19 protein-coding genes are annotated in these 19,556 nt (G+C 72.6%); 11 read left to right on the top strand and 8 right to left on the bottom strand.

The genetic code is table 11. The features are described from left to right. Positions 1–241: 241 nt before the first annotated feature. Positions 242–889: a TetR family transcriptional regulator gene (locus ADK64_RS11570; protein ID WP_078992612.1), complete on the top strand. Its 648-nt coding sequence runs from the start codon at positions 242–244 to the stop codon at positions 887–889. Between the two features lie 96 nt (positions 890–985). On the opposite strand, the gene ADK64_RS11575 is transcribed toward ADK64_RS11570, so the two are convergent. Continuing rightward, positions 986–1,453, bottom strand: a complete 468-nt coding sequence (locus ADK64_RS11575) for an Lrp/AsnC family transcriptional regulator (RefSeq protein ID WP_053657787.1) — start codon at positions 1,451–1,453, stop codon at positions 986–988. 82 nt (positions 1,454–1,535) lie between these two features. Here ADK64_RS11575 and ADK64_RS11580 point away from each other — a divergent pair, with 82 nt between their 5' ends. Then, positions 1,536–2,159 (top strand): LysE family translocator, encoded by a 624-nt coding sequence (locus ADK64_RS11580; RefSeq protein WP_053657789.1) that lies wholly within the window; start codon positions 1,536–1,538, stop codon positions 2,157–2,159. A gap of 67 nt (positions 2,160–2,226) precedes the next feature. Here ADK64_RS11580 and ADK64_RS11585 read toward each other — a convergent pair whose 3' ends face one another. Further along, positions 2,227–2,703 carry a nitroreductase family deazaflavin-dependent oxidoreductase gene (locus tag ADK64_RS11585; RefSeq protein WP_053657791.1) on the bottom strand — a complete coding sequence of 159 codons (477 nt, stop codon included), beginning with the start codon at positions 2,701–2,703 and terminating at the stop codon, positions 2,227–2,229. Then, entirely contained in the window at positions 2,703–3,908 is a 1,206-nt protein-coding gene (locus ADK64_RS11590) for an acyl-CoA dehydrogenase family protein (protein WP_053657793.1), read from the bottom strand. Before ADK64_RS11590 ends, ADK64_RS11585 begins: the two co-directional genes overlap by 1 nt. 76 nt (positions 3,909–3,984) lie before the next feature. On the opposite strand from ADK64_RS11590, the gene ADK64_RS11595 reads away from it, so the two are divergent. The 3 genes from ADK64_RS11595 to ADK64_RS11605 all read left to right on the top strand — a co-directional run bounded on the left by ADK64_RS11595 (position 3,985) and on the right by ADK64_RS11605 (position 6,509). After that, positions 3,985–5,154 carry a thiolase C-terminal domain-containing protein gene (locus ADK64_RS11595; RefSeq protein ID WP_053657794.1) on the top strand — a complete coding sequence of 390 codons (1,170 nt, stop codon included), beginning with the start codon at positions 3,985–3,987 and terminating at the stop codon, positions 5,152–5,154. A gap of 48 nt (positions 5,155–5,202) precedes the next feature. Continuing rightward, a complete protein-coding gene (locus tag ADK64_RS11600) occupies positions 5,203–5,868 on the top strand; it encodes a pyridoxine/pyridoxamine 5'-phosphate oxidase (RefSeq protein ID WP_053657796.1) in 666 nt (221 codons plus the stop codon). Between the two features lie 98 nt (positions 5,869–5,966). After that, on the top strand, positions 5,967–6,509 hold the full coding sequence (locus ADK64_RS11605) for a DUF1707 SHOCT-like domain-containing protein (protein ID WP_053657798.1): 543 nt from the start codon (positions 5,967–5,969) through the stop codon (positions 6,507–6,509). A gap of 57 nt (positions 6,510–6,566) precedes the next feature. Here the strand turns inward: ADK64_RS11605 and ADK64_RS11610 are convergent, their stop codons facing one another. From ADK64_RS11610 to ADK64_RS11625, 4 genes are all read right to left on the bottom strand, one after another. Beyond that, complete coding sequence (locus ADK64_RS11610; RefSeq protein ID WP_053657800.1) at positions 6,567–7,778, bottom strand: FAD-dependent oxidoreductase; 1,212 nt, start codon at positions 7,776–7,778, stop codon at positions 6,567–6,569. A 548-nt stretch (positions 7,779–8,326) separates the two neighbouring features. Beyond that, the gene (locus tag ADK64_RS11615) at positions 8,327–9,265 is read right to left on the bottom strand and encodes a GNAT family N-acetyltransferase (protein ID WP_053658229.1); all 939 of its coding nucleotides are present in this window, start codon (positions 9,263–9,265) and stop codon (positions 8,327–8,329) included. Between the two features lie 17 nt (positions 9,266–9,282). Then, the gene (locus tag ADK64_RS11620; RefSeq protein ID WP_053657803.1) at positions 9,283–9,678 is read right to left on the bottom strand and encodes a Zn-ribbon domain-containing OB-fold protein; all 396 of its coding nucleotides are present in this window, start codon (positions 9,676–9,678) and stop codon (positions 9,283–9,285) included. A 91-nt stretch (positions 9,679–9,769) separates the two neighbouring features. Further along, positions 9,770–10,219: a DoxX family membrane protein gene (locus tag ADK64_RS11625; RefSeq protein WP_053657805.1), complete on the bottom strand. Its 450-nt coding sequence runs from the start codon at positions 10,217–10,219 to the stop codon at positions 9,770–9,772. Positions 10,220–10,420: 201 nt separating this feature from the next. Here ADK64_RS11625 and ADK64_RS11630 point away from each other — a divergent pair, with 201 nt between their 5' ends. The 5 genes from ADK64_RS11630 to ADK64_RS11650 all read left to right on the top strand — a co-directional run bounded on the left by ADK64_RS11630 (position 10,421) and on the right by ADK64_RS11650 (position 17,128). Next, positions 10,421–12,001, top strand: a complete 1,581-nt coding sequence (locus ADK64_RS11630; RefSeq protein ID WP_053657807.1) for a subtype B tannase — start codon at positions 10,421–10,423, stop codon at positions 11,999–12,001. Between the two features lie 177 nt (positions 12,002–12,178). After that, a complete protein-coding gene (locus tag ADK64_RS11635) occupies positions 12,179–13,366 on the top strand; it encodes a flavin-containing monooxygenase (RefSeq protein WP_053657809.1) in 1,188 nt (395 codons plus the stop codon). Between the two features lie 96 nt (positions 13,367–13,462). Beyond that, positions 13,463–15,685, top strand: a complete 2,223-nt coding sequence (locus ADK64_RS11640; RefSeq protein WP_053657811.1) for an acetate--CoA ligase family protein — start codon at positions 13,463–13,465, stop codon at positions 15,683–15,685. Further along, the gene (locus ADK64_RS11645) at positions 15,682–16,467 is read left to right on the top strand and encodes an enoyl-CoA hydratase/isomerase family protein (protein WP_199829574.1); all 786 of its coding nucleotides are present in this window, start codon (positions 15,682–15,684) and stop codon (positions 16,465–16,467) included. Before ADK64_RS11640 ends, ADK64_RS11645 begins: the two co-directional genes overlap by 4 nt. Positions 16,468–16,522: 55 nt before the next feature. Further along, a complete protein-coding gene (locus ADK64_RS11650; RefSeq protein WP_053657815.1) occupies positions 16,523–17,128 on the top strand; it encodes a flavin reductase family protein in 606 nt (201 codons plus the stop codon). Between the two features lie 34 nt (positions 17,129–17,162). On the opposite strand, the gene ADK64_RS11655 is transcribed toward ADK64_RS11650, so the two are convergent. Continuing rightward, the gene (locus tag ADK64_RS11655) at positions 17,163–18,473 is read right to left on the bottom strand and encodes an MFS transporter (RefSeq protein ID WP_234384542.1); all 1,311 of its coding nucleotides are present in this window, start codon (positions 18,471–18,473) and stop codon (positions 17,163–17,165) included. Positions 18,474–18,544: 71 nt separating this feature from the next. Here ADK64_RS11655 and ADK64_RS11660 point away from each other — a divergent pair, with 71 nt between their 5' ends. Next, positions 18,545–19,552 (top strand): GlxA family transcriptional regulator, encoded by a 1,008-nt coding sequence (locus ADK64_RS11660; RefSeq protein WP_053657819.1) that lies wholly within the window; start codon positions 18,545–18,547, stop codon positions 19,550–19,552. Positions 19,553–19,556 lie beyond the last annotated feature (4 nt).

Below are 19,556 nucleotides of genomic sequence, written 5' to 3' on the forward strand. Positions count from 1 at the left end.
ACCCCCTCCCCGTACACCCCTTCCGGCTCTCCCACCTCGACCAGTTCCGCCTCTACCACCTCATCCGCCTCATCCGTCTCTTCCGCCTCATCATTCGCGGATGCCCTGTTTTCGGCCATGCGGCCAAAGTAACCGGGCCGCGCGCACCCCGCAGACCAGGCACACCACCCTCAGAGCCCCCGTGCACCCCATTTGCACTCGGCCGAATCGCGCTCCGATCACCCCTCGGTAAGCTGACGGCATGACAGGACAAGTGCGTACCGTCGACGGCCGCGTGGCCGGCCGGCGAGGGCAGGCGACCCGGCAGAAGCTGCTCGACTGCCTCAGCGAGATGCTCAGCTCCTCCCCCTACCGGGATGTCAAGGTCATCGATGTCGCCCGGAAGGCGGGCACTTCGCCCGCGACCTTCTACCAGTACTTCCCGGACGTCGAGGGCGCCGTCCTGGAGATCGCCGAGCAAATGGCCACCGAAGGCGCCGGGTTGACCGCGCTGCTGGAGGGGCGGTCCTGGGCCGGGAAGTCCGGATGGCAGACCGCGCAGGAACTCGTGGACGGATTCCTGGAGTTCTGGCGCAGGAACGACGCGATCCTGCGGGTGGTCGACCTCGGCGCGGCCGAGGGGGACAAACGGTTCTACAAGCTCCGTATGAAGATCCTTAACTCGGTGAACAACTCCCTCGCGGACTCGATCGCCGAACTGCAGGCCAAGGGCAGGGTCGACAAGGACGTGAACCCGGCGGCGGTGGCCGGCTCGCTGGTCGCGATGCTCGCGGCGGTGGCGGCACACCAGAAGGGTTTCCAGTCCTGGGGTGTGAAGCAGGCCGAACTCAAGCCGAACCTCGCCCTGTTGGTACACCTGGGCGTGACCGGCAAGAAGCCGAGCAAGTAGCCCACGCCTTCTTTTTCCAGACCCCCGTTCCGGGCCCCGTCGCGGCCCCCAAGTCCTGTCTGGCAGGCGGTGGTCCATCCGCGCCGAGCGGCTGGGTCACCGCCTGCTCTGCTCTGCGGGCAGCGGCCGGTCCCGTACGACGTGCTTCATCACCAGCGTCGACGTCAGCCGCTGCACTCCCGGCAGGGTCGCGAGCCGGTCGTCGTAGAGCCGCTGGAAGGCGGCGAGGTCGGCGGTGGCGATCCGGAGCAGATAGTCGGGTTCGCCGAACAGCCGCTGGGCGTCGAGGACGTGCTCCAGCTCGGTGACCGCCCGCTCGAACTCGGCGACCGTGTCCCGGTCCTCCTGCCGCATGGACACGAAGACCAGCGCCTCGAAGTTCAGCCCGAGCGCGGCCGGGTCCACCACCGCCCGGTAGCCCTCGATGGCCCCGGAGCGCTCCAGCTCGCGCAGCCGCCGGTGACAGGGCGAGACGCTCAGCCGCACCCGTGCGGCCAGCTCGGTCACGGTCAGCCGCCCGTCCTGCTGCAGCTCGGCAAGGATTTTCCGGTCCATGTCGTCCATGAGGCAGATCTTCCTCCAAAACCTCGACTGACGAGCAAATTCCAGGAACACTTTCGAGCCATTCACGCCTAATGTCCCCGACATGGACTCAGGACTGCTCTTCTCCTTCCTCGCCGTGGACCTGCTGCTGGTCTGCGTGCCGGGCGCCGACTGGGCGTACGTCATCGCGACCGCGCTGCGCGGCCGCTCGGTGCCGCGCGCGGTGGCGGGCCTGGTCTCGGGGTACGCCCTGCACACGGCTCTGGCGACGGCGGGCCTGGCGGTCCTGGTCGCGGGTTCGCCGCAGCTGCTGACGGCCGTGACGGTGGCGGGCGCGGGGTACCTGCTGTGGCTGGGGTGGGGAGTGCTGCGCCGCCCGGCGCTACCCGGGGCGGCGGACGAGACCCCGGCGGCCGGCGAGGGGCGGCTCTTCCTGCGCGGCGCCACGATCAGCGGCCTGAACCCCAAGGGCCTGCTGCTCTATCTCTCCGTCCTCCCGCAGTTCCTCACCCTGCGCGGCGCCCATCTGCCGGTCCCGGCCCAGACGGCGGCCCTCGGCCTGCTCCACATGGCGTGCTGCGCGGCCGTCTACTCCACCGTGGGCGTCCTCGCCCGCGCGCTGCTCGCCGCGCGGCCCGCGGCGGCTCGGGCGGTGACCCGGACGTCAGGGGCGGCGATGCTGGGGATCGGGGCGTTTTTGCTGGTGGAGCGGCTGGCCACGCTGTAGGTCCGGCCGTCGTCGACCGCGGGCCCGTCGTGGCGGGGCGCGCCGTTCGCCGCACCCCTGCGGAGCGCTACCGCACCGTGATCCGGAACAGGCGGATCTCCCTCGTCACCCGCCCCTGGTACGCGGCGTACGGCGGCCAGAAGGCCAGGACCGCCCGCCAGGCCACCGCGCGGTCCTCCCCCGTGAGCAGCCGGGCCGTGACCGGGACGTCCCGGCCCTTCCAGCTGATCGAGGCGTCCGGACGGGCGAGGAGATTGTGCGTCCAGGCCGGATGCCCGGTGCGTCCGAAGTTGGAGCCGACCAGCAGCCAGCTCTTGCCCCCCTGCTCCGGCATGCAGGCCAGCGGGGTCCGGCGGGGCTGTCCGCTGCGGGCTCCGGTCGAGGTGAGGATCACCCCGGGCAGCATCTGGGCACTGAGCAGCACCTTGCCCCGGGTGAGCTTGTGCACGGTCCGGTCGAGCGCGGGGACGACGTGCGGGGCCACCTTCGCGAAGGTCCGGGTGGCGGAGACCCGCTGGACGAGGCGGACACCGAGACCGGCCATCAGACGGCCACCTCCCCGGCGCCGAACAGCCCGGCGGTCTCGGCGGCCCGGTCCCGCAGCCGGTGCGGCGGACCGAACAGCAGCTCGTCCCCGGCCGCCCGCTTGAAGTACAGATGGGCGTCGTGCTCCCAGGTGAAGCCGATCCCGCCGTGCAGCTGGATGCCTTCGGCGGCGGCCCCCCGCAGCGCCTCCAGCGCCTGCGCGAGCGCCAGCCCGCCCGTCCGCTCCCCCCGTGAAGTCGCCCAGGCGGCGTAGTACGCGGCCGAGCGTGCCGCCTGCACCGCCACGTACACGTCCGCCAGCCGGTGCTTGACCGCCTGGAAGGAGCCGATGGGCCGGCCGAACTGCTCGCGCTGCCCGGCGTACTCCACGGTCCGCTCCAGCACCCGGCCGGCCGCCCCGACGGCCTCGCAGGCGAGCACGGTGGCGACGGAGTCCCCGAGGGCGGCGAGGGCGGACAGTTCGGCCGTGTCCCCCGACTGCCCCTCACCACCCCCCTCCCCCAGCACCTCGGCCCGCACGTCCCGCAACTGGACGCGGGCCTGGGGCCGGGTGGCGTCGAGGGCGGTCTGCCGGGCGCGCACGACCCCCGGGGCGTCTCCCGGCACCAGGAACAGCCGCGTCCGGGACCGGGCGAAGCCGCCGGTGTGGGCGGCGACGAGCAGCAGGGCCGCGGCGTGTCCGTCCAGCACCTGGTCGACCTGCCCGTACAGCAGCCAGCCGTCCGCCGTGTGCCGGGCCTGGACGCCGCCGGCCCGTCCGCCGCCGGCCGAGAACGCGCCGTTGTCGCCGGTCAGGGCCAGCGCGGTGGCCAGGGCGGGGCCGGGGACGGCAAGGGTGGCGGTGAGGGCACCGGCGGCGAGCCGGGGCAGCAGCTCGGCACGCTGGGCCTCCGTGCCCAGGGCGAGGACGAGCGGGGCGGTGAGGACGCAGGTGGCGAGCAGCGGGGAGGGGGCGAGTGCCCGGCCGGTCTCCTCGCAGGCGAGGGCCAGTTCGGCGACCGTACCGCCGGCCCCGCCGTACCGCTCGGGCAGGGCGAGCCCGGGCAGGCCGAGCTGATCGGCGAGGGCGGTCCACAGGGCGCCGTCGTGTCCGGCCGGTGCACCGAGGGCGGCGCGCAGCTCCTCGGGACCGCAGCGCTTGTGCAGGAGTTCGCGCAGGGTACGGCGGATCTCGTCCTGTTCGGCGGTGAAGCGGGCGTCCATGGCTCTTCCCTCCGGATCTGACGGACCGTCATATTAGGAGTGCCGGAACGATATGCACAGGGGAAGGAGGCCTCTCATGGCCCCCGGGAGCCGGAAAGTCGCCGTGGTCGGGGTGGCCCTCGCCGACTGCGGACGGGTGGCCGACGCCACCGCGTACACCCTGCACGCACAGGCGGCCCGCCGCGCCCTGGCCGACGCGGGGCTCGACCGCGAGGTGGTGGACGGCTTCGCCTCCGCCGGGCTCGGCACGCTCGCCCCCGTCGAGGTCGCCGAGTATCTGGGCCTGCGCCCCACCTGGGTGGACTCCACCTCGGTCGGCGGCTCGACCTGGGAGGTGATGGCGGCGCACGCGGCGGACGCGATCGCGGCGGGCCACGCGAACGCCGTCCTGCTCGTCTACGGTTCGACGGCCCGGGCCGACGTCAAGGCGGGCCGCCGGACGGGCGACCTCTCCTTCGGCGCGCGCGGTCCGCTCCAGTTCGAGGCGCCCTACGGCCACACGCTGATCGCCAAGTACGCGATGGCCGCCCGCCGCCACATGATCGAACACGGCACGACCGTCGAGCAGTTGGCCGAGGTCGCGGTGCAGGCCCGGGCGAACGCGGCCCTGAACCCGGAGGCGATGTTCCGCGATCCGATCACGGTCGACGACGTCCTGGCCGGCCCGATGATCGCCGACCCCTTCACCAAGCTGCACTGCTGCATCCGTTCGGACGGCGGCGCGGCGGTCCTGCTGGCGGCCGAGGAGTACGTACGGGACTGCCGCACGGACCCCGTCTGGATCCTCGGCACCGGCGAGCACGTCTCGCACGCGGCGATGTCCGAGTGGCCGGACTTCACGGTCTCACCTGCGGCGGTGAGCGGCCGGCTCGCCCTCGAACGGGCCGGAGTACGTCCGTCCGAGATCGACTTCGCGGAGATCTACGACGCCTTCACCTATATGACCCTGGTGACCCTGGAGGACCTGGGCTTCTGCGGGAAGGGCGAGGGCGGGGCGTACGTGGAGAAGGGGCGGCTGCTGGTGCGGGGCGGGGAGCTGCCGGTGAACACGGACGGGGGCGGCCTGTCGGCCCAACACCCGGGCATGCGCGGCCTGTTCCTGCTGGTGGAGGCGGTGCGGCAGCTGCGGGGGGAGGGCGGGGAGCGGCAGGTGCGGACGCGGGACGGACAGGTGCCGAGGCTGGGGGTGGCCTCGGGGACGGGCGGCTGGTTCTGCTCTGCCGGGACCGTGGTCCTTGGCCGCTGACCGGGGCGGGTGGCCGCGGGCCCTGGTCCTCGTCGCGATACTCGGGGCATGGAAACGGATCTTCACGCGCTGCTGAGGCCGCTGCGGGTATGGGACCCGGAGGTCACGGACCTGCGCCCCTTCGACCCGGACACGGCCCCGGCCGCCCCCCTCGCGCTCTTCACCGGCTGGTTCGCGGACGCGGTGGCGGCCGGGCAGCCGGAGCCGCACACGATGTCGCTGGCCACCGTGGACGAGGCGGGCGAGCCCGACGTACGGATCGTGATGCTGCACGGCGCCGACGCGGACGGCTGGGCCTTCGCCACGCACGACAGCAGCCGCAAGGGCCGTGCCCTCGCCGCGCATCCGTACGCGGCCCTGGCCTTCTACTGGCCGGTGCTGGGCCGCCAGGTGCGGGTGCGCGGGCCGGTGACGACGGCGCCGTCCGGCGAGAGCCAGGCGGACCTGCACGCACGCTCGACGGGCGCGCTGGCCGCGGCGCTCACCGGCCGCCAGAGCGAGGAACTGTCCTCGGTCGAGGAACTGCGGCGGGCATCGGAGGCGGCCTGGGACCGGGCCCGGGCGAACCCGGCCGAGCCGTCCCCGACCTGGACGCTGTACCGGCTGCGCCCCGAGACCGTGGAGTTCTTCCAGGGGGACCCGGAGCGACGGCATGTACGGCTGGAGTACCGGAGGGCGGGGTCCGGATGGAGCAGGACGTTGCTCTGGCCGTAGCGCCGTAGCGCCGTAACCCTGCCTTCGGCCGGTCAATTGCCGTGCCCGCTGGGGGCATTGGCGTGTCCGCGTGGTCGGCACGGCACTAGAGTGGGACGGTGACCCCTGTGCCGGAAGACCCGTCGTCGCCGATCGTCGACGACGCTCGCGACACGGCCGTTCGGCGCCTGCAGGAGGCGTACGCCGAAGGGCACATCTCGCACGAGGAGATGGACGAAGCCCTCGACCGGGTGCTCACCGCCAGGACGCACGACGAGCTCGTGCCGGTTCTGGCCTCGCTCCCAAAGGAGAACGCGGGCACCACGTCCACGATCGCCGCCGCCGCCGGACGGATCCGGCGACGCGGCACCTGGCGGGTACCGCGGACGCTCAAGGTCGAGTCCGCGTTCGGAAGGGTGTATCTCGACCTGTCCCGGGCCGTTTTCGAACATCCGGCGGTCGACATCGAGCTGCGACTCGGCACCGGCAAGGCCAGGATCACGGTGCCTCGCGACGCGATCGTCGACGTCGGGGATCTGCACACCGGGTGGAAGGACTCGCGCTACCGGACTCCGCGACGCTCCCGCCCCGGCGGGCCGAGGATCCGGATCTCCGGAACCATGGGGTTCGGACGGCTGAAGATCCGCCACGCACGGCGTTGAGACCCCGTCCGGCACTTCTTCGCCGCCCCCGCTCGACCGGCGATGTCGACGACGCCCCTATGCGTGGTCGGCTTCGGCTCGCCGGCGGCGGTATTCGGCTGCCCTGGTCCTGTAGTCCTCGTGCTCCTGGGCGTGGTCCGGGGGGAGGTGCGGGGCGTCCGGGGACGTGGTGGCGAAGAAGTCCCGGAGTGCGTCGTTGGAGCTGGTGGCGAGTTCGCCGGACCGGGGGAACATCGTTGCCTCGTAGCGCGTGACGGCCTTGTCGACGGTGTCCTCCTTGACGATGGCGTGCGCGAGTTCGGCGGCGTCGAGGAGGGCGAGGTTGGTGCCGTGTCCGCCGAAGGGCGCCATCAGGTGGGCGGCGTCGCCGATGAGCGTGACGCCGGGAAGCCGGCCCCAGGTCAGGGGTGCGGGCAGGGCCCGGAAGGAGCGGGGTACGTAGTCGCCGTCGTTGTCGGTGAGCAGCGGGCGCATGGCCGTTGACCAGCCGCTGAACTCCCGCAGGAGGAAGGCGCGGACGGCGTCGCGGTCGGCCGGGTCCACGGCGGCTTCGGTGTGCCACTCGGCCTGGGCGCGGAAGGCGATGTAACCGCGGACCACGTCGTTGCTGTTGCGCTGGACGATCACCGCGCGGCCGTCGTTGTCGTTGGCGAACAGGTGGCCGTCACCGACGAGCGCGGCGATCCCGGGGTGCCGGGTGCCGACGTCGTCGAACCGGACGTCCAGGAAGCAGACCCCGAGGTACTGCGGCACCGCCTCGGTGAGCAGGGGACGGACCTTCGACCAGGCTCCGTCGGCCCCGATGACCAGGTCGGCCTGCACGCGGATGCCGCCCGCGAACTCCAGGTGGTGTGTCCCGTCACCGGCCGGGGCGACGTGGACCAGCTCGTGCCCCCAGCGGACGGTGCCGGGCCTGAGGTGTTCGAAGAGCATCCTGCGCAGCTGGCCGCGGTCGATCTCGGGGGCCGCCGTGTCGCCCTCGGCCGGGACGAACTCGGCCAGGACGGTGCCGTGGTGGTCCCGGCGGGCCATGGCCTGGCCCTCGACGCGGGCCAGCGCCATGAAGGCGTCCATCAGGCCGGCGTCCTCCAGCGCGATCTGGCCGGCGTCGGCGTGCAGGTCGAGTGTGCCTCCCGGGTCACGGGAGTCCACGGCCGCGTCGGCGTCGTAGACGGCCGGCTCGATGCCGTGCAGCTGCAGGATGCGGGCGCACATCAGCCCGGCGGGTCCGCCGCCGACGATCGCGATGCGGGGTGGGGTGACGGTCATGGGGGGAGGTCCCCTTTTCTGTCCGGAGGGGTTTTCCGTCCGGAGCGGTCGCCGCCGCCGGACACCACCACCGTAAGTGAACTCAGTCAAAAAGCGCAATGACTAAACTTAGTGACTGGATACACTGGTTTAGTGGCATGACCGAGATGGGCGCCGCGAACGCAAGACGGCGAGACGTCCCCGAGCTCGGGGAATGACGGCGTGGCACGCGGATAACCCGCCCATGCCGAACGGGAATCGACCGAGCCGTTCCTGCCGCCGGGCAGGTCGGCCCGTACCGAAGGCGCTCCTGCCCAGGAGCCTCATCCGAAGGATGACCCCCCATGCCCCCGCGCCGCCCCGACCTCGCCGCCACCCCAGGTCTACGGCACCCCGGCGCATCCGGAACGCCGACGGACTGCGCGCGCAGCCCGTCGAGGACCCCGAGCACCTCGACGAGCGCCGTGCCGCCGCCGGTCTCGTACCGCGCGCCGAGAACGGGGCCCGCGTCCGGGCGGTGTACGGGTACACGCGACAGCCGGTCCACGAGGCCGGAGCCGCGTCGGCCGCTACTCGCCCCCGAACCTCCACACAGCGAAGTCCGCCACCGGCCGGTACCCGATCCGTTGGTAGAGCCCGTTGCTCGTCGGGTTGGCGAGGTCCGTGAAGAGGAGGATCTCCGCGGCCCCGGCCTCGCGTGCGGCGCGGCTCGCCTCCGCCGTGGCGGCGCCCGCGTACCCTCGGCCGCGCAGTTCGGCCGGGGTGTAGACCGGGGCGATGCGGACCTGGCCCGCGATCTCCGGGGTGGTCCCGGCCATGGAGACGGGCGTGCCGTCGACCGTCTCCCAGAAGGTCACGCCGTCATGGGCGAGGCGGGCCTCGGCCCACTCGGCCGGGTCCTGCCCCTGCCGCGTTCCGACGGCCTCGTGGAACTCGCCGTACCAGCGGGCCAGCACCTCACGGTCTCCGCCGTCCGCGAGCCGCGCCCGCCCCTCGGGCGCCGGCTCCGGAGACGTCAACTCGCCCAGCCGGTAAAGCCGTTGGTGCTGGGCGACCGTGCCCGCCGTACCCGTGCGCCGCTGCCAGGCCGCCGCGAACGCCTCCGCTGTCCCCCGCGGTCCGCAGAGCCCGGGGACCGGGTGGCCCACGCCGGCGAACCGGGCCGCCAGGGCGTCGGCCTCCGGCGCGGTGAGCGCGGTGACGTGGACGGGGAACGGCGGGGTGTGGAGCAGGAGTGCGCGCACCGAACCGGCACGGCCACCGCCGACGCCACCGCCACCGCCACCGCCGACGCCGTCGCCGTCGCCGTCGCCACTGTCATCGTCTTCGCCGTACAGGATGCCGAAGACGGGGTTCTCAGGACCCAAGAAGTGCAGGCCGCGGCGGCGCAGTGCGTCCGTCACCGTCAGCGGCACCGTGTGCAGGGCCGGGCGGGAGTGCAGGAATCCGCCCGCACGAGCGAGGAACTCGTCGAGGTCTTCGGTGAGGTGCCAGTTCTCGGGGCGCATGCGCCCCATGATCGGACTCAGTCGCCGGGTTCGAACACCGGTTTTCCCTCCCGGTACGTCACCCGCAGCGCCATCCCGGCCGTCAGGGCCCCCTCCGCGCAGTTCACGACCTCCGTCATCATCCGCGGCCCCTCCGCCAGATCGACCACGGCGGCGACGTACGGCGTGCGCTCCCCGAAGGGCGGCAGGTCGTTGCGGTGGACCGTGGACCAGGTGTAGAGCGCGGCCCGGCCGCTCGCCTCCTCCCAGGTCACGTCCTCGCTCCAGCAGTGCGGGCAGAACTCGCGGGGGTAGTGGTGGGCCCGGCCGCAGGCCCCGCAGCGGCGGACGAGCAGCCGGCCCCGCGCGGCCGCCTCCCAGTACGGGCGCGTGAAGGCGTCGGGCTCGGGGATGTCGTAGCGTGTCGCGCTCATGAGAGGCACCCCCGCAGCCGGCCCGTCAGAACCACCATGAGAACCACGACTGAATGTCGCCCATCAGAACCACCCCCCTGCGGCTCGCCCATCAGAACCACCCCAGCCAGGCATCCAGCGACCAGGACTGCCAGGACATGCCGAAGAAGCCGACCACGCAGATCAGCGCCATCATCGAATTCTGGCCTTGCTCCGCCCAGTCGTGGATCATCAGCACGAAGTAGACGACGTTCAGCAGCAGGCCGCCGATCAGGGCCACCGGGGTCAGGAAGCCGAGGACCAGGCCGAGGCCGAGGGAGAGTTCGGCGTACGCGACGACGTACGCCATCAGCTTCGGGCGCGGTTTCACCATCGTCTCGAAGCCCGTACGCACCGGCGCCCAGCGGTGTTTCTCCGCGATCTCCGCCGCCCAGGCGATGCCGCTGCCCCGCTCGAACCACGCCTTCTTGTCCTTGTGCCGCCAGCTCTCCAGCCACCACAGCCCGAGGCCGACCCGCAGCACGGCCAGCCACTGAGCGCCGTCCAGCCATATGGAGTCCATGAATCTGACGGTACGTCAGATGTGCCGTAAAGCCCACCTGTGCGTCCGCCCTGAATCACTCCTGAATCGCCCCCGAATCCCCCGCAGATTGTTGACGATTTTGTTGGCGACAAACTAGCTTCGCAAGCGCAAGGCCACAGAGCCCGCCGGACGAAAGGCAGCAAGGTGAAGCACAGGGCAGTCGGGCGCAGGACGGTCGTCATGGGCATCGGCGCCACCGCCGGTGTCGCCGCGGTCGGCGGGATCGCGCTGAGCGCTCAGGCGTCGAGCGGCTCAGCGTCCGCCTCGGACTCGCTCGTCTTCGACCCGCACGCGTACACCAGGCTCACGACCGGCGTCACGGACACCGCCGGTACCGCTCACTCGGTGACGTATCACTTCTGGAAGGCGATCCCCTATGTCGCCGCCCCGGTCGACAGGACGTACCAGAGCCTGAACGTCAGCGTCCCGGTCGAGATCGACGGCGCCGCCGTGGACGCCTCGAACGCGCCCATCCTGTTCGCGAACTCCATCGGCGGCTACATGCCGTCCTCGGTCGCCGACGCGACCGGGATCGGCGGCGGGGGCATGGCAGGCGGCGGCACGCCGAGCGGGGCGCCCTCCGCAAGCGCCGCACCCTCCGCCTCGGCACCGGGGGCGGGCGGCGCCACCAACACCACCGGCGGTGCCCTCAGCACCAACCAGCTGCTGGCGCTGGCCGCCGGGTACGTGGTGGTCGAGCCGGGGGCGCGCGGCCGTACGCTCAAGAACGCCGACGGTGAGTACTACGGCACCGCGGCCGCCGCGATCGTGGATCTGAAGGCCGCCGTGCGGTACGTCCGCTTCAACAAGGGCCGCATCCCCGGCGACACCGACCGGATCGTCTCCGCCGGCACCAGCGCGGGCGGCGCCCTCTCCGCACTGCTGGGCGCCTCCGGCGACAGTCCGCTCTACGACCCGTACTTGACGGAGCTGGGCGCGGCCGACGCCTCCGACGCGATCTTCGCGACCGGCGCCTGGTGCCCGATCACCGACCTGGAGCACGCGGACGGCGCCTACGAGTGGAACTGGGGCACCAACGTCACCCAGTCCACCGGGAAGGTCGTCGACCAGAGGGTGTCCAGGCAGCTGCGGGCGCAGTTCGCCGAGTACCAGGCCCGGCTGAAGCTGCGCGGACCGGGCGGCTTCGGGCCGCTGACCGCCCGCACCTACGACACCTACCTGGTCGAGCGGTATCTGCAGCCGTCGGCCACCACGTACCTGACCGGCCTGTCGGACGCGGACCGCGCGGCCTATCTGGCCACCAACCCCTTCCTCACCTGGTCCGGCGGCAGGGCGACCTTCACCTGGGACGACTTCCTCACCCATGTCGGCGCCCGCAAGAAGACGACCCCGGCCTTCGACGCCTTCGACCTGTCGGCCGGCGAGAACAACGAGTTCGGCGCAGGGACCACCGCGAACCGTCACTTCACGGCCTACGGCGCCGAGCACGACAGCACCGGGCTCAACGGCAGACGGGTCGCCGCCGACATCCCCGCGAAACTGCGGCTGATGAACCCGATGTACCACCTGGTGGAGAAGGCCAACCCGTACCGCACGAAGCACTGGTGGATCCGGCTGGGCACCAAGGACTCCGACACCGCGCTGACGGTCTCCGCGAACCTGGCCGCCGCCGCGGCCGGCCTCGGCGACGAGGTCGACCACCTCTACTACTGGGACCAGGGCCATGGCGCCAACGACGACCCGGGCGACTTCATCACCTGGATCGGGAAGGTCACCGGTCACCGCACCGGGAAGCGGTGACCCGCCATCTGACCCATCGGCACCTGACCCATCGGCAACCGGCTCATCAGCAACTGCCCTTGTTCCGGTTGCCTCTTCACCGGATACGACCCATTCCCGTACACCCGTGATCAATCCGCAACCAATTCCGGTCTTGACCGAGACCCATCAACCAGGTGGGTGATTACGCTCGCGCTCATGGCCGCCTCCCGTCCCGCCCCCGCGCACCTCTCCCCGACCCCCGCCGACCGCCCGGTGTACGTCATCGGCGCCGGTCCGGGCGGTCTGGCCGCCGCGTACGCGCTGCGGGCGCGGGGCATACGGGCGGTGGTCCTGGAGAAGTCCGACCGGGTGGGCACCTCCTGGCGCGGCCACTACGACCGGCTCCACCTGCACACCACACGGCGGCTGTCCGCGCTGCCCGGCCTGAAGATCCCCCGGAAGTCCGGGCGCTGGGTCGCCCGGGACGACGTGGTGCGCTATCTGGAGAAGTACGCCGAGCACCACGAGCTGGAGATCGTCACCGGCGTGGAGGCCTTCCGCGTGGAGCGGACCGGGGACGGCACCGGCTGGCTGCTGCACGCCTCCGGCGGGCGCGAGCTGACCGGCAGCGCGGTGGTCGTCGCGACCGGCTACAACCACACCCCGCGGCTGCCCGACTGGCCGGGCCGCGACGACTACACCGGCGAGCTGCTGCACGCGGGCCGCTACCGCGACCCGAAGCCGTACGAGGGCCGCGACGTGCTGGTCGTCGGGATCGGCAACACCGGTGCGGAGATCGCCGTCGACCTGGTGGAGGGCGGGGCCGCGCGAGTGCGGCTGGCCGTACGGACCGCCCCGCACATCCTGCGCCGCTCGACGCTGGGCTGGGCCGCCCAGTACACCGGCGTGCTGGTACGACGGCTGCCGGTGGGGCTGGTGGACCGGCTGGCCGGGCCGCTGGCGAAGGCGACCATGCCGGACCTGTCGGCGCACGGGCTGCCCCGTCCGGACACCGGCCTGTACAGCAGGGTCGAGCAGGGCGCGATCCCGGTGCAGGACGTCGGCCTGGTCGACGCCGTGCGCGCGGGCAAGGTGGAGATCGTGGCCGCCGTCGAGTCCTTCGAGGACGGGAAGGTGGTCCTCGCCGACGGCGGCCGGATCGAACCGGACGCCGTGATCGCGGCGACGGGGTACGCGCGGGCGCTGGAGGGGCTGGTCGGGCATCTCGATGTCCTCGACGGCCGCGGAAAGCCGGTCGTGCACGGCGGCCGCAGCCCCGCGCAGACGCCCGGTCTGTACTTCACCGGGTTCACCAACCCGATCAGCGGGATGTTCCGGGAGATGGCGCTGGACGCCGGGAAGATCGCCAGAGCGGCGGCCAAGGACCTGCGCACCCGACGGTAACTTTGCGGCTCCGACCCGTTCCTGACATTGCGTCAGTTCAGTAATCTGACACTGCGTCAGTTTAATTGTGCTGTCTCACAGGAGCGGGGCGGACCGATGCTTGGATCAACCCACGGCACCCTCACCACCGACTCCCGCCGGGCCCGGGCCATCGCCTGCGGCGAGCAGCGGCCCGGGCCCGCCGTCCACGACCGGGTCGACGACCTCGACGTCAGCGGGCGCCCGCTGTACGCGGACGTACCCGATCTCACCCGCTTCTTCCGGCCCGAGTCGGTCGCCGTGATCGGCGCCTCGGACACCGAGGGGCGGCCGAACACCGGTATCACCAGGCAGCTGCTGGCGTGGGCCGAGCGGGTCGGGGCGCGGGTGCATCCGGTGCATCCGACGCGCCCGTCGGTCTTCGGCATACCCTGCGCCGCATCCGTCACCGAACTGCCGCCCGGCCAGATCGACCTGGCCGTGCTCCTGGTGGCCGACCCGCTGCCGGTGATCGAGCAACTGGCCGAGGCCAAGGTGAAGTTCGCGGTCGCCTTCGCCTCCGGGTTCGCCGAGACCGGCCGGGCGGGCGCCGAGGCACAGGAGCGGCTCGCGGACGCCGTGCGCCGTTCGGGCCTGCGTCTGCTGGGCCCGAACACCAACCTGAACGCCTTCGAACGCTTCCGGGACGACCTGACCGGCCCGGCGATCGCCCTGATCACCCAGTCCGGCCACCAGGGCCGCCCGGTCTACGCCCTCCAGGAGCTGGGCATCCGGCTCTCGCACTGGGCGCCGACCGGCAACGAGGCCGACCTGGAGACGGCCGACTTCATCTCCTACTTCGCCGAGCAGCCCGAGGTCGGCGCCATCGCCGCCTACGTGGAGGGCCTCAAGGACGGCCGCGCCTTTCTGCTGGCCGCCGACCGCGCCGCCCGCCGCAAGGTGCCGGTGGTCGCGGTGAAGGTGGGCCGCACCGAGACCGGCGCGCGTACGGCCGCCTCGCACACCGGCAAGCTCACCGGCGCCGACGACGTGGTGGACGCGGCGATGCGCCAGTACGGGGTCGTCCGCGTCGACGGGCTCGACGAACTCCAGGACACCGCGAGCCTGCTGGCGCGGGCGCGGGCTCCGCTGGCGGACGGGGTCGCCGTGTACTCCATCTCCGGTGGCACCGGCGCCCATGCCGCCGACCTGGCCGCGGCGGCCGGACTGCGGCTGCCGCGTCTGTCGGAGGCCAGGCAGACGGAGCTGCACCAGTGGATCCCGGAGTACCTGAGCGTGGCCAACCCGGTGGACAACGGGGGGCATCCGGTCGGCGACTGGCGCGGCCGGAAGATCATCGACGCGCTGCTCGCCGACCCCTCGGTCGGGGTCCTGATCTGCCCGGTCACGGGCCCCTTCCCGCCGCTCAGCGACAAGCTCGTACAGGATCTGGTCGACGCGGCGGAGGAGACGGACAAGCTGGTCTGCGTGGTGTGGGGCTCGCCGGTCGGCACGGAGGCCGCGTACCGGGACGTCCTGCTCGGTTCCTCCCGGGTGGCGACCTTCCGCACGGTGGGCAACTGCCTCACGGCCGTACGCGCCTGGCTGGACCACCACCGCTTCGTGAGCGACTACCGCTCCCCCTTCGACGAGGCCCCGCGCACCCCCTCCCCCTCCTTCCGCAAGGCCGAGGCGCTGATGCGCCCGGGCCAGCAGCTCAGCGAGCACGCGGCCAAGCAGCTGCTGCGCTCCTACGGCATCCGGGTGCCGCGCGAACAGCTGGTGACCAGCGCGGCGGCGGCCGTACGCGCGGCCGCCCAGGTCGGCTACCCGGTGGTGATGAAGGCCTCCGGCGCGCAGATCGCCCACAAGACCGAACTCGGCCTGGTGAAGATCGGGCTGACCTCGGCGAGCCAGGTCCGCGACGCCTACCGCGAGCTGACCGACATCGCCCGCTACGAGGGGGTCCCGCTGGACGGGATCCTGGTGTGCCAGATGGTCGAGCAGGGCGTGGAGATGGTCGTCGGGGCCACGCACGACGACCTGTTCGGCCCGACGGTGACGGTGGGCCTCGGCGGTGTGCTGGTGGAGGTCCTGCACGACGCGGCGATCCGCGTCCCGCCGTTCGGCGAGGACCAGGCCCGCGCCATGCTCACCGAGCTGCGCGGCCGGACCCTGCTGGACGGCGTCCGGGGCCGCCCGCCGGCCGACCTCGACGCCCTGGTGGAGGTCGTCCTGCGGGTCCAGCGCATGGCGCTCGAACTCAGCGACCACATCGCCGAGTTGGACATCAACCCGCTGATGGTGCTGCCCCGGGGACAGGGCGCGGTGGCGCTGGACGCGCTGGTGGTGTGCCGATGAGCGAGCTGGAGGTCGAGCGGAGCGAGCAGGTCGCCCGGCTGACCCTGAACCGCCCGGAGGCCCTGAACGCCCTCACCCCCGCCCTGCGCGACCGGCTGATCGACGTACTGGCCGAGGCCTCGGCGGACCCGGAGGTACGGGCGGTGGTCCTGACCGGCACCGGGCGCGGCTTCTGCGCGGGGGCGGACCTGCGCGGCGGCCCGGGCGGCGGCGACCGGGTCGCGGGCGACGTGGCACGGGTACTGCGCGTCGGCGCACAGCGTCTGATCTGCGCCGTCCTGGACTGCGAGAAGCCGGTGATCGCCGCCGTGAACGGTACGGCGGCGGGCCTGGGCGCACATCTGGCGCTGGCCTGCGACCTGGTGCTGGCCGCCGAGTCGGCCCGCTTCATCGAGGTGTTCGTACGGCGGGGCCTGGTCCCGGACGCGGGCGGGGCCCACCTCCTGCCCCGCCTGCTGGGTCCCCACCGGGCGAAGGAGCTGATGTTCTTCGGGGACGCGCTCCCGGCGCCGGACGCGCTGCGGCTCGGCCTGGTCAACCGGGTCGTACCGGACGAGGAGCTGGCGAAGACGGCCCGTGAGTGGGCCGCCCGGCTGGCCACCGGCCCCACCAGGGCCCTGGCCCTGACCAAGCATCTGGTGAACACCTCCCTCGACGCGGACCGCGCGACCGCCTTCGCGGCGGAGGCCTGGGCCCAGGAGATCAACATGACGACCGAGGACGCCCAGGAGGGCCTGCGGGCGTTCCTGGAGCGCAGAAGCCCGGAGTTCCGGGGGCGGTGAAGTACCGTCGCCGGGGCTTCCAATCTGACGGTTCGTCACTTTCAATGGAGGTGTGATGGGACACGCAGGGGCGGCAGCGGCAGCCGTCCGTTATCTCAGGTCGGCCCCGGCACCGAGGCACGTGGAGCCGTTGCCGCGACCGGACTTGCGGTGCGTCCGCGCCGACGAGCGGGCGCCGGTGGAGCCGGGCGAGTTCCGGCGGGTGCTGGGGCACTTCGCGACCGGCGTCACGGTCATCACCGCCCCGGCCGCCGAGGGCGAACCGGGCCCCGCCGGCTTCGCCTGCCAGTCCTTCTCCTCCCTCTCCCTCGAACCGCCCCTGGTCTGCTTCCTGGTGGGCCGTACGTCCACCACCTGGCCGCGCATCGCCCGGGCCGGCGTCTTCTGCGTCAATGTCCTCGCCACCGGCCAGGGCGATCTGTGCCGCGCCTTCGCGGCCAGCGGCACCGACAAGTTCGCCGGGGTGGCGTACGACGCGGCCCCCGCCTCCGGCTCCCCCCGCCTGTCCGGCACGGCCGCCTGGATCGACTGCACGGTCCAGGCCGTGCACACCGGGGGCGACCACCTGATCGTCGTGGGCCGGGTGGACGCCCTGGGCGCGGACGGGGGCGGCGATCCGCTGCTGTTCCACCGGGGGCGGTTCGGGCGGCTCGGCGCCTGAGACCCACCCGACGGGCGCTTGCGCGAGCGCGGTTTCAGGACAACGCCGGCGCAGGAGCCGCCGGGGCCCTGCGGATCACCAGGGACATCAGGGCCGCCGCCGCGCACAGGGCGCCCGAGGCGTACCAGACGAGGTCGTAGGTGCCGAAGACGTCGCGGGCGACGCCGCCGAGGTAGGCGACGAGGGCCGCGCCGATCTGGTGCGAGGCGAGGACCCAGCCGAAGACGATGGCGCTGTCCTCGCCGAACTGCTCGCGGCACAGGGCCAGCGTGGGCGGGACGGTGGCCACCCAGTCGAGGCCGTAGAAGACGATAAAGAAGAGCATCGGCGGGTGGACGGACGGGCCCAGCAGCATCGGGAGGAAGAGGAGCGACAGGCCGCGCAGGGCGTAGTACACGGCCAGCAGGCGGCGCGGTTCGAAGCGGTCGGTGAACCAGCCGGAGGCGATCGTGCCGACCACGTCGAACACGCCGACGACCGCGAGCAGCGAGGCCGCCGTGGTGACCGGCATGCCGTGGTCGTGCTCGGCGGGCACGAAGTGGGTCTGGACCAGGCCGTTGGTGGAGGCCCCGCAGATCGCGAAGGTGCCGGCCAGCAGCCAGAACGTGCCGGTGCGTACGGACGTGGACAGGATGCCCAGCGTGCGGCGGGCGGCGCCGGTCACCGGCGGCGGCTTGGCCATGAACTCCCGCGCGCCGTACGGCTTCACACCGACGTCGGCCGGGTGGTCGCGCAGCAGGATCCAGACGAAGGGGACGACGGCGAGGGCGGCCAGGGCGACGGTCACCGCCGCCGGGCGCCAGCCGTGGTGTTCGGACAGCCAGGACAGCAGCGGCAGGAAGATCAGCTGGCCGGAGGCGGAGGCGGCGGTGAGGATGCCGCTGACCAGGCCGCGCCGCTCGGTGAACCAGCGGTTGGTGACCGTCGCCGCGAAGGCCAGGGCCATCGAGCCGGAGCCGAGGCCCACCAGCAGACCCCAGCACAGCCACAGCTGCCAGGCCGCCGTCATCCACACGGTCAGGCCCGAACCTGCCGCGATGACGAGCAGCGCGGCGGCGACCACCCGGCGGATGCCGAACCGGTCCATCAGCGCGGCGGCGAAGGGGGCGGTGAGGCCGTAGAGCGCGAGGTTGAGGGAGACGGCCACGCCGATGGTGCCGCGCGACCAGCCGAACTCCTGGTGCAGCGGGTCGATCAGCAGGCCGGGCAGGGAGCGGAAGGCGGCCGCGCCGATGATCGTGACGAAGGTGACGGCGGCGACGAACCAGGCGCGGTGCACGCGAGAGCGCCGGGCGGGCGGCGGGGCGGCCTGGGCGGGGGCGGCGGCTGGGCTTGTCTGAGTCACGTCATAGAGCCTGCGATTTCGGGTCCCGCGCATCGAGTGGCCCGAAGGACAGTATTCGTTAGGATCGGGCCATGGCCGCTGCCGCTGAGGAATTCCGTCCGCACCGGGTCGTCGTCCTCGCCCTGGACGGCCTCCTCCCCTTCGAGCTGGGCATCCCGCACCGTATCTTCGGCCGCCCCGTGGACGAGCGGGGCCGGCCTCTGTACGAGGTCGTGACCTGCTCCGTACGGCCGCCCGGGCCGGTCGAGACGGACGCGGACTTCGCCGTGCACATCGGGCACGGCCCGGAGGCGCTGGCCGAGGCCGACACGGTGATCGTCCCGGCGTCGTACGAGCTCGGTCCGGTCTTCGAGGAGGGCCGGCTGACCGGGGAACTGGCCGCCGCCCTCGCCCGCGTCCGCCCCGGCACCCGGCTCGCCTCCATCTGCACCGGCGTCTACGTCCTCGCCGCCGCCGGATACCTCGACGGCCGCCCGGCGACCACGCACTGGGCCGACGCCGAGCGCTTCCAGCGGCTGTTCCCGAAGATCAGGGTGGACGCGGACGTGCTGTTCATCGACGACGGCGACGTGCTCACCTCGGCCGGGGTGGCCGCCGGGCTCGACCTGTGCCTGCACATGGTGCGCCGCGACTTCGGTGCGGCCGTCGCCAACGACGTGGCCCGGCGGACCGTCGTACCGCCGCACCGCGACGGCGGCCAGGCCCAGTACATCGAACGCCCCGTCCCCGACCCGCAGCTGGCCACCACGACCGCCGCCCGCGCCTGGGCGCTCGGCCGGCTGCACGAGCCGATCCAGCTGCGCGACATGGCCGCGCAGGAGTCCATGTCGGTACGCACCTTCACCCGCCGCTTCCGCGAGGAGGTCGGCGTCAGCCCCGGCCAGTGGCTCACCCAGCAGCGTGTCGAACGCGCCCGCCATCTGCTGGAGACCACCGACCTGTCCATCGACCAGGTGGCCCGCGAGGCGGGCTTCGGCACGGCCCAGTCGATGCGCCAGCATCTGCAGCAGGCCCTCGGCGTGACACCGACGGCCTACCGGCGCACCTTCCGGACGGCGGTCAGCGGGACGTCCGTCTAGACGG

Source organism: Streptomyces sp. MMG1121, assembly GCF_001280015.1.
In the GTDB taxonomy this organism is placed as follows: Bacteria; Actinomycetota; Actinomycetes; order Streptomycetales; family Streptomycetaceae; genus Streptomyces.

Coding starts and splice junctions, on each gene's coding strand:
- ADK64_RS11570 (WP_078992612.1), top strand. CDS start 242: ATGACAGGACAAGTGCGTACCGTCGACGGCCGCGTGGCCGGCCGGCGA.
- ADK64_RS11575 (WP_053657787.1), bottom strand. CDS start 1,453: ATGGACGACATGGACCGGAAAATCCTTGCCGAGCTGCAGCAGGACGGG.
- ADK64_RS11580 (WP_053657789.1), top strand. CDS start 1,536: ATGGACTCAGGACTGCTCTTCTCCTTCCTCGCCGTGGACCTGCTGCTG.
- ADK64_RS11585 (WP_053657791.1), bottom strand. CDS start 2,703: ATGGCCGGTCTCGGTGTCCGCCTCGTCCAGCGGGTCTCCGCCACCCGG.
- ADK64_RS11590 (WP_053657793.1), bottom strand. CDS start 3,908: ATGGACGCCCGCTTCACCGCCGAACAGGACGAGATCCGCCGTACCCTG.
- ADK64_RS11595 (WP_053657794.1), top strand. CDS start 3,985: ATGGCCCCCGGGAGCCGGAAAGTCGCCGTGGTCGGGGTGGCCCTCGCC.
- ADK64_RS11600 (WP_053657796.1), top strand. CDS start 5,203: ATGGAAACGGATCTTCACGCGCTGCTGAGGCCGCTGCGGGTATGGGAC.
- ADK64_RS11610 (WP_053657800.1), bottom strand. CDS start 7,778: ATGACCGTCACCCCACCCCGCATCGCGATCGTCGGCGGCGGACCCGCC.
- ADK64_RS11615 (WP_053658229.1), bottom strand. CDS start 9,265: ATGCGCCCCGAGAACTGGCACCTCACCGAAGACCTCGACGAGTTCCTC.
- ADK64_RS11620 (WP_053657803.1), bottom strand. CDS start 9,678: ATGAGCGCGACACGCTACGACATCCCCGAGCCCGACGCCTTCACGCGC.
- ADK64_RS11625 (WP_053657805.1), bottom strand. CDS start 10,219: ATGGACTCCATATGGCTGGACGGCGCTCAGTGGCTGGCCGTGCTGCGG.
- ADK64_RS11630 (WP_053657807.1), top strand. CDS start 10,421: ATGGGCATCGGCGCCACCGCCGGTGTCGCCGCGGTCGGCGGGATCGCG.
- ADK64_RS11635 (WP_053657809.1), top strand. CDS start 12,179: ATGGCCGCCTCCCGTCCCGCCCCCGCGCACCTCTCCCCGACCCCCGCC.
- ADK64_RS11640 (WP_053657811.1), top strand. CDS start 13,463: ATGCTTGGATCAACCCACGGCACCCTCACCACCGACTCCCGCCGGGCC.
- ADK64_RS11645 (WP_199829574.1), top strand. CDS start 15,682: ATGAGCGAGCTGGAGGTCGAGCGGAGCGAGCAGGTCGCCCGGCTGACC.
- ADK64_RS11650 (WP_053657815.1), top strand. CDS start 16,523: ATGGGACACGCAGGGGCGGCAGCGGCAGCCGTCCGTTATCTCAGGTCG.
- ADK64_RS11660 (WP_053657819.1), top strand. CDS start 18,545: ATGGCCGCTGCCGCTGAGGAATTCCGTCCGCACCGGGTCGTCGTCCTC.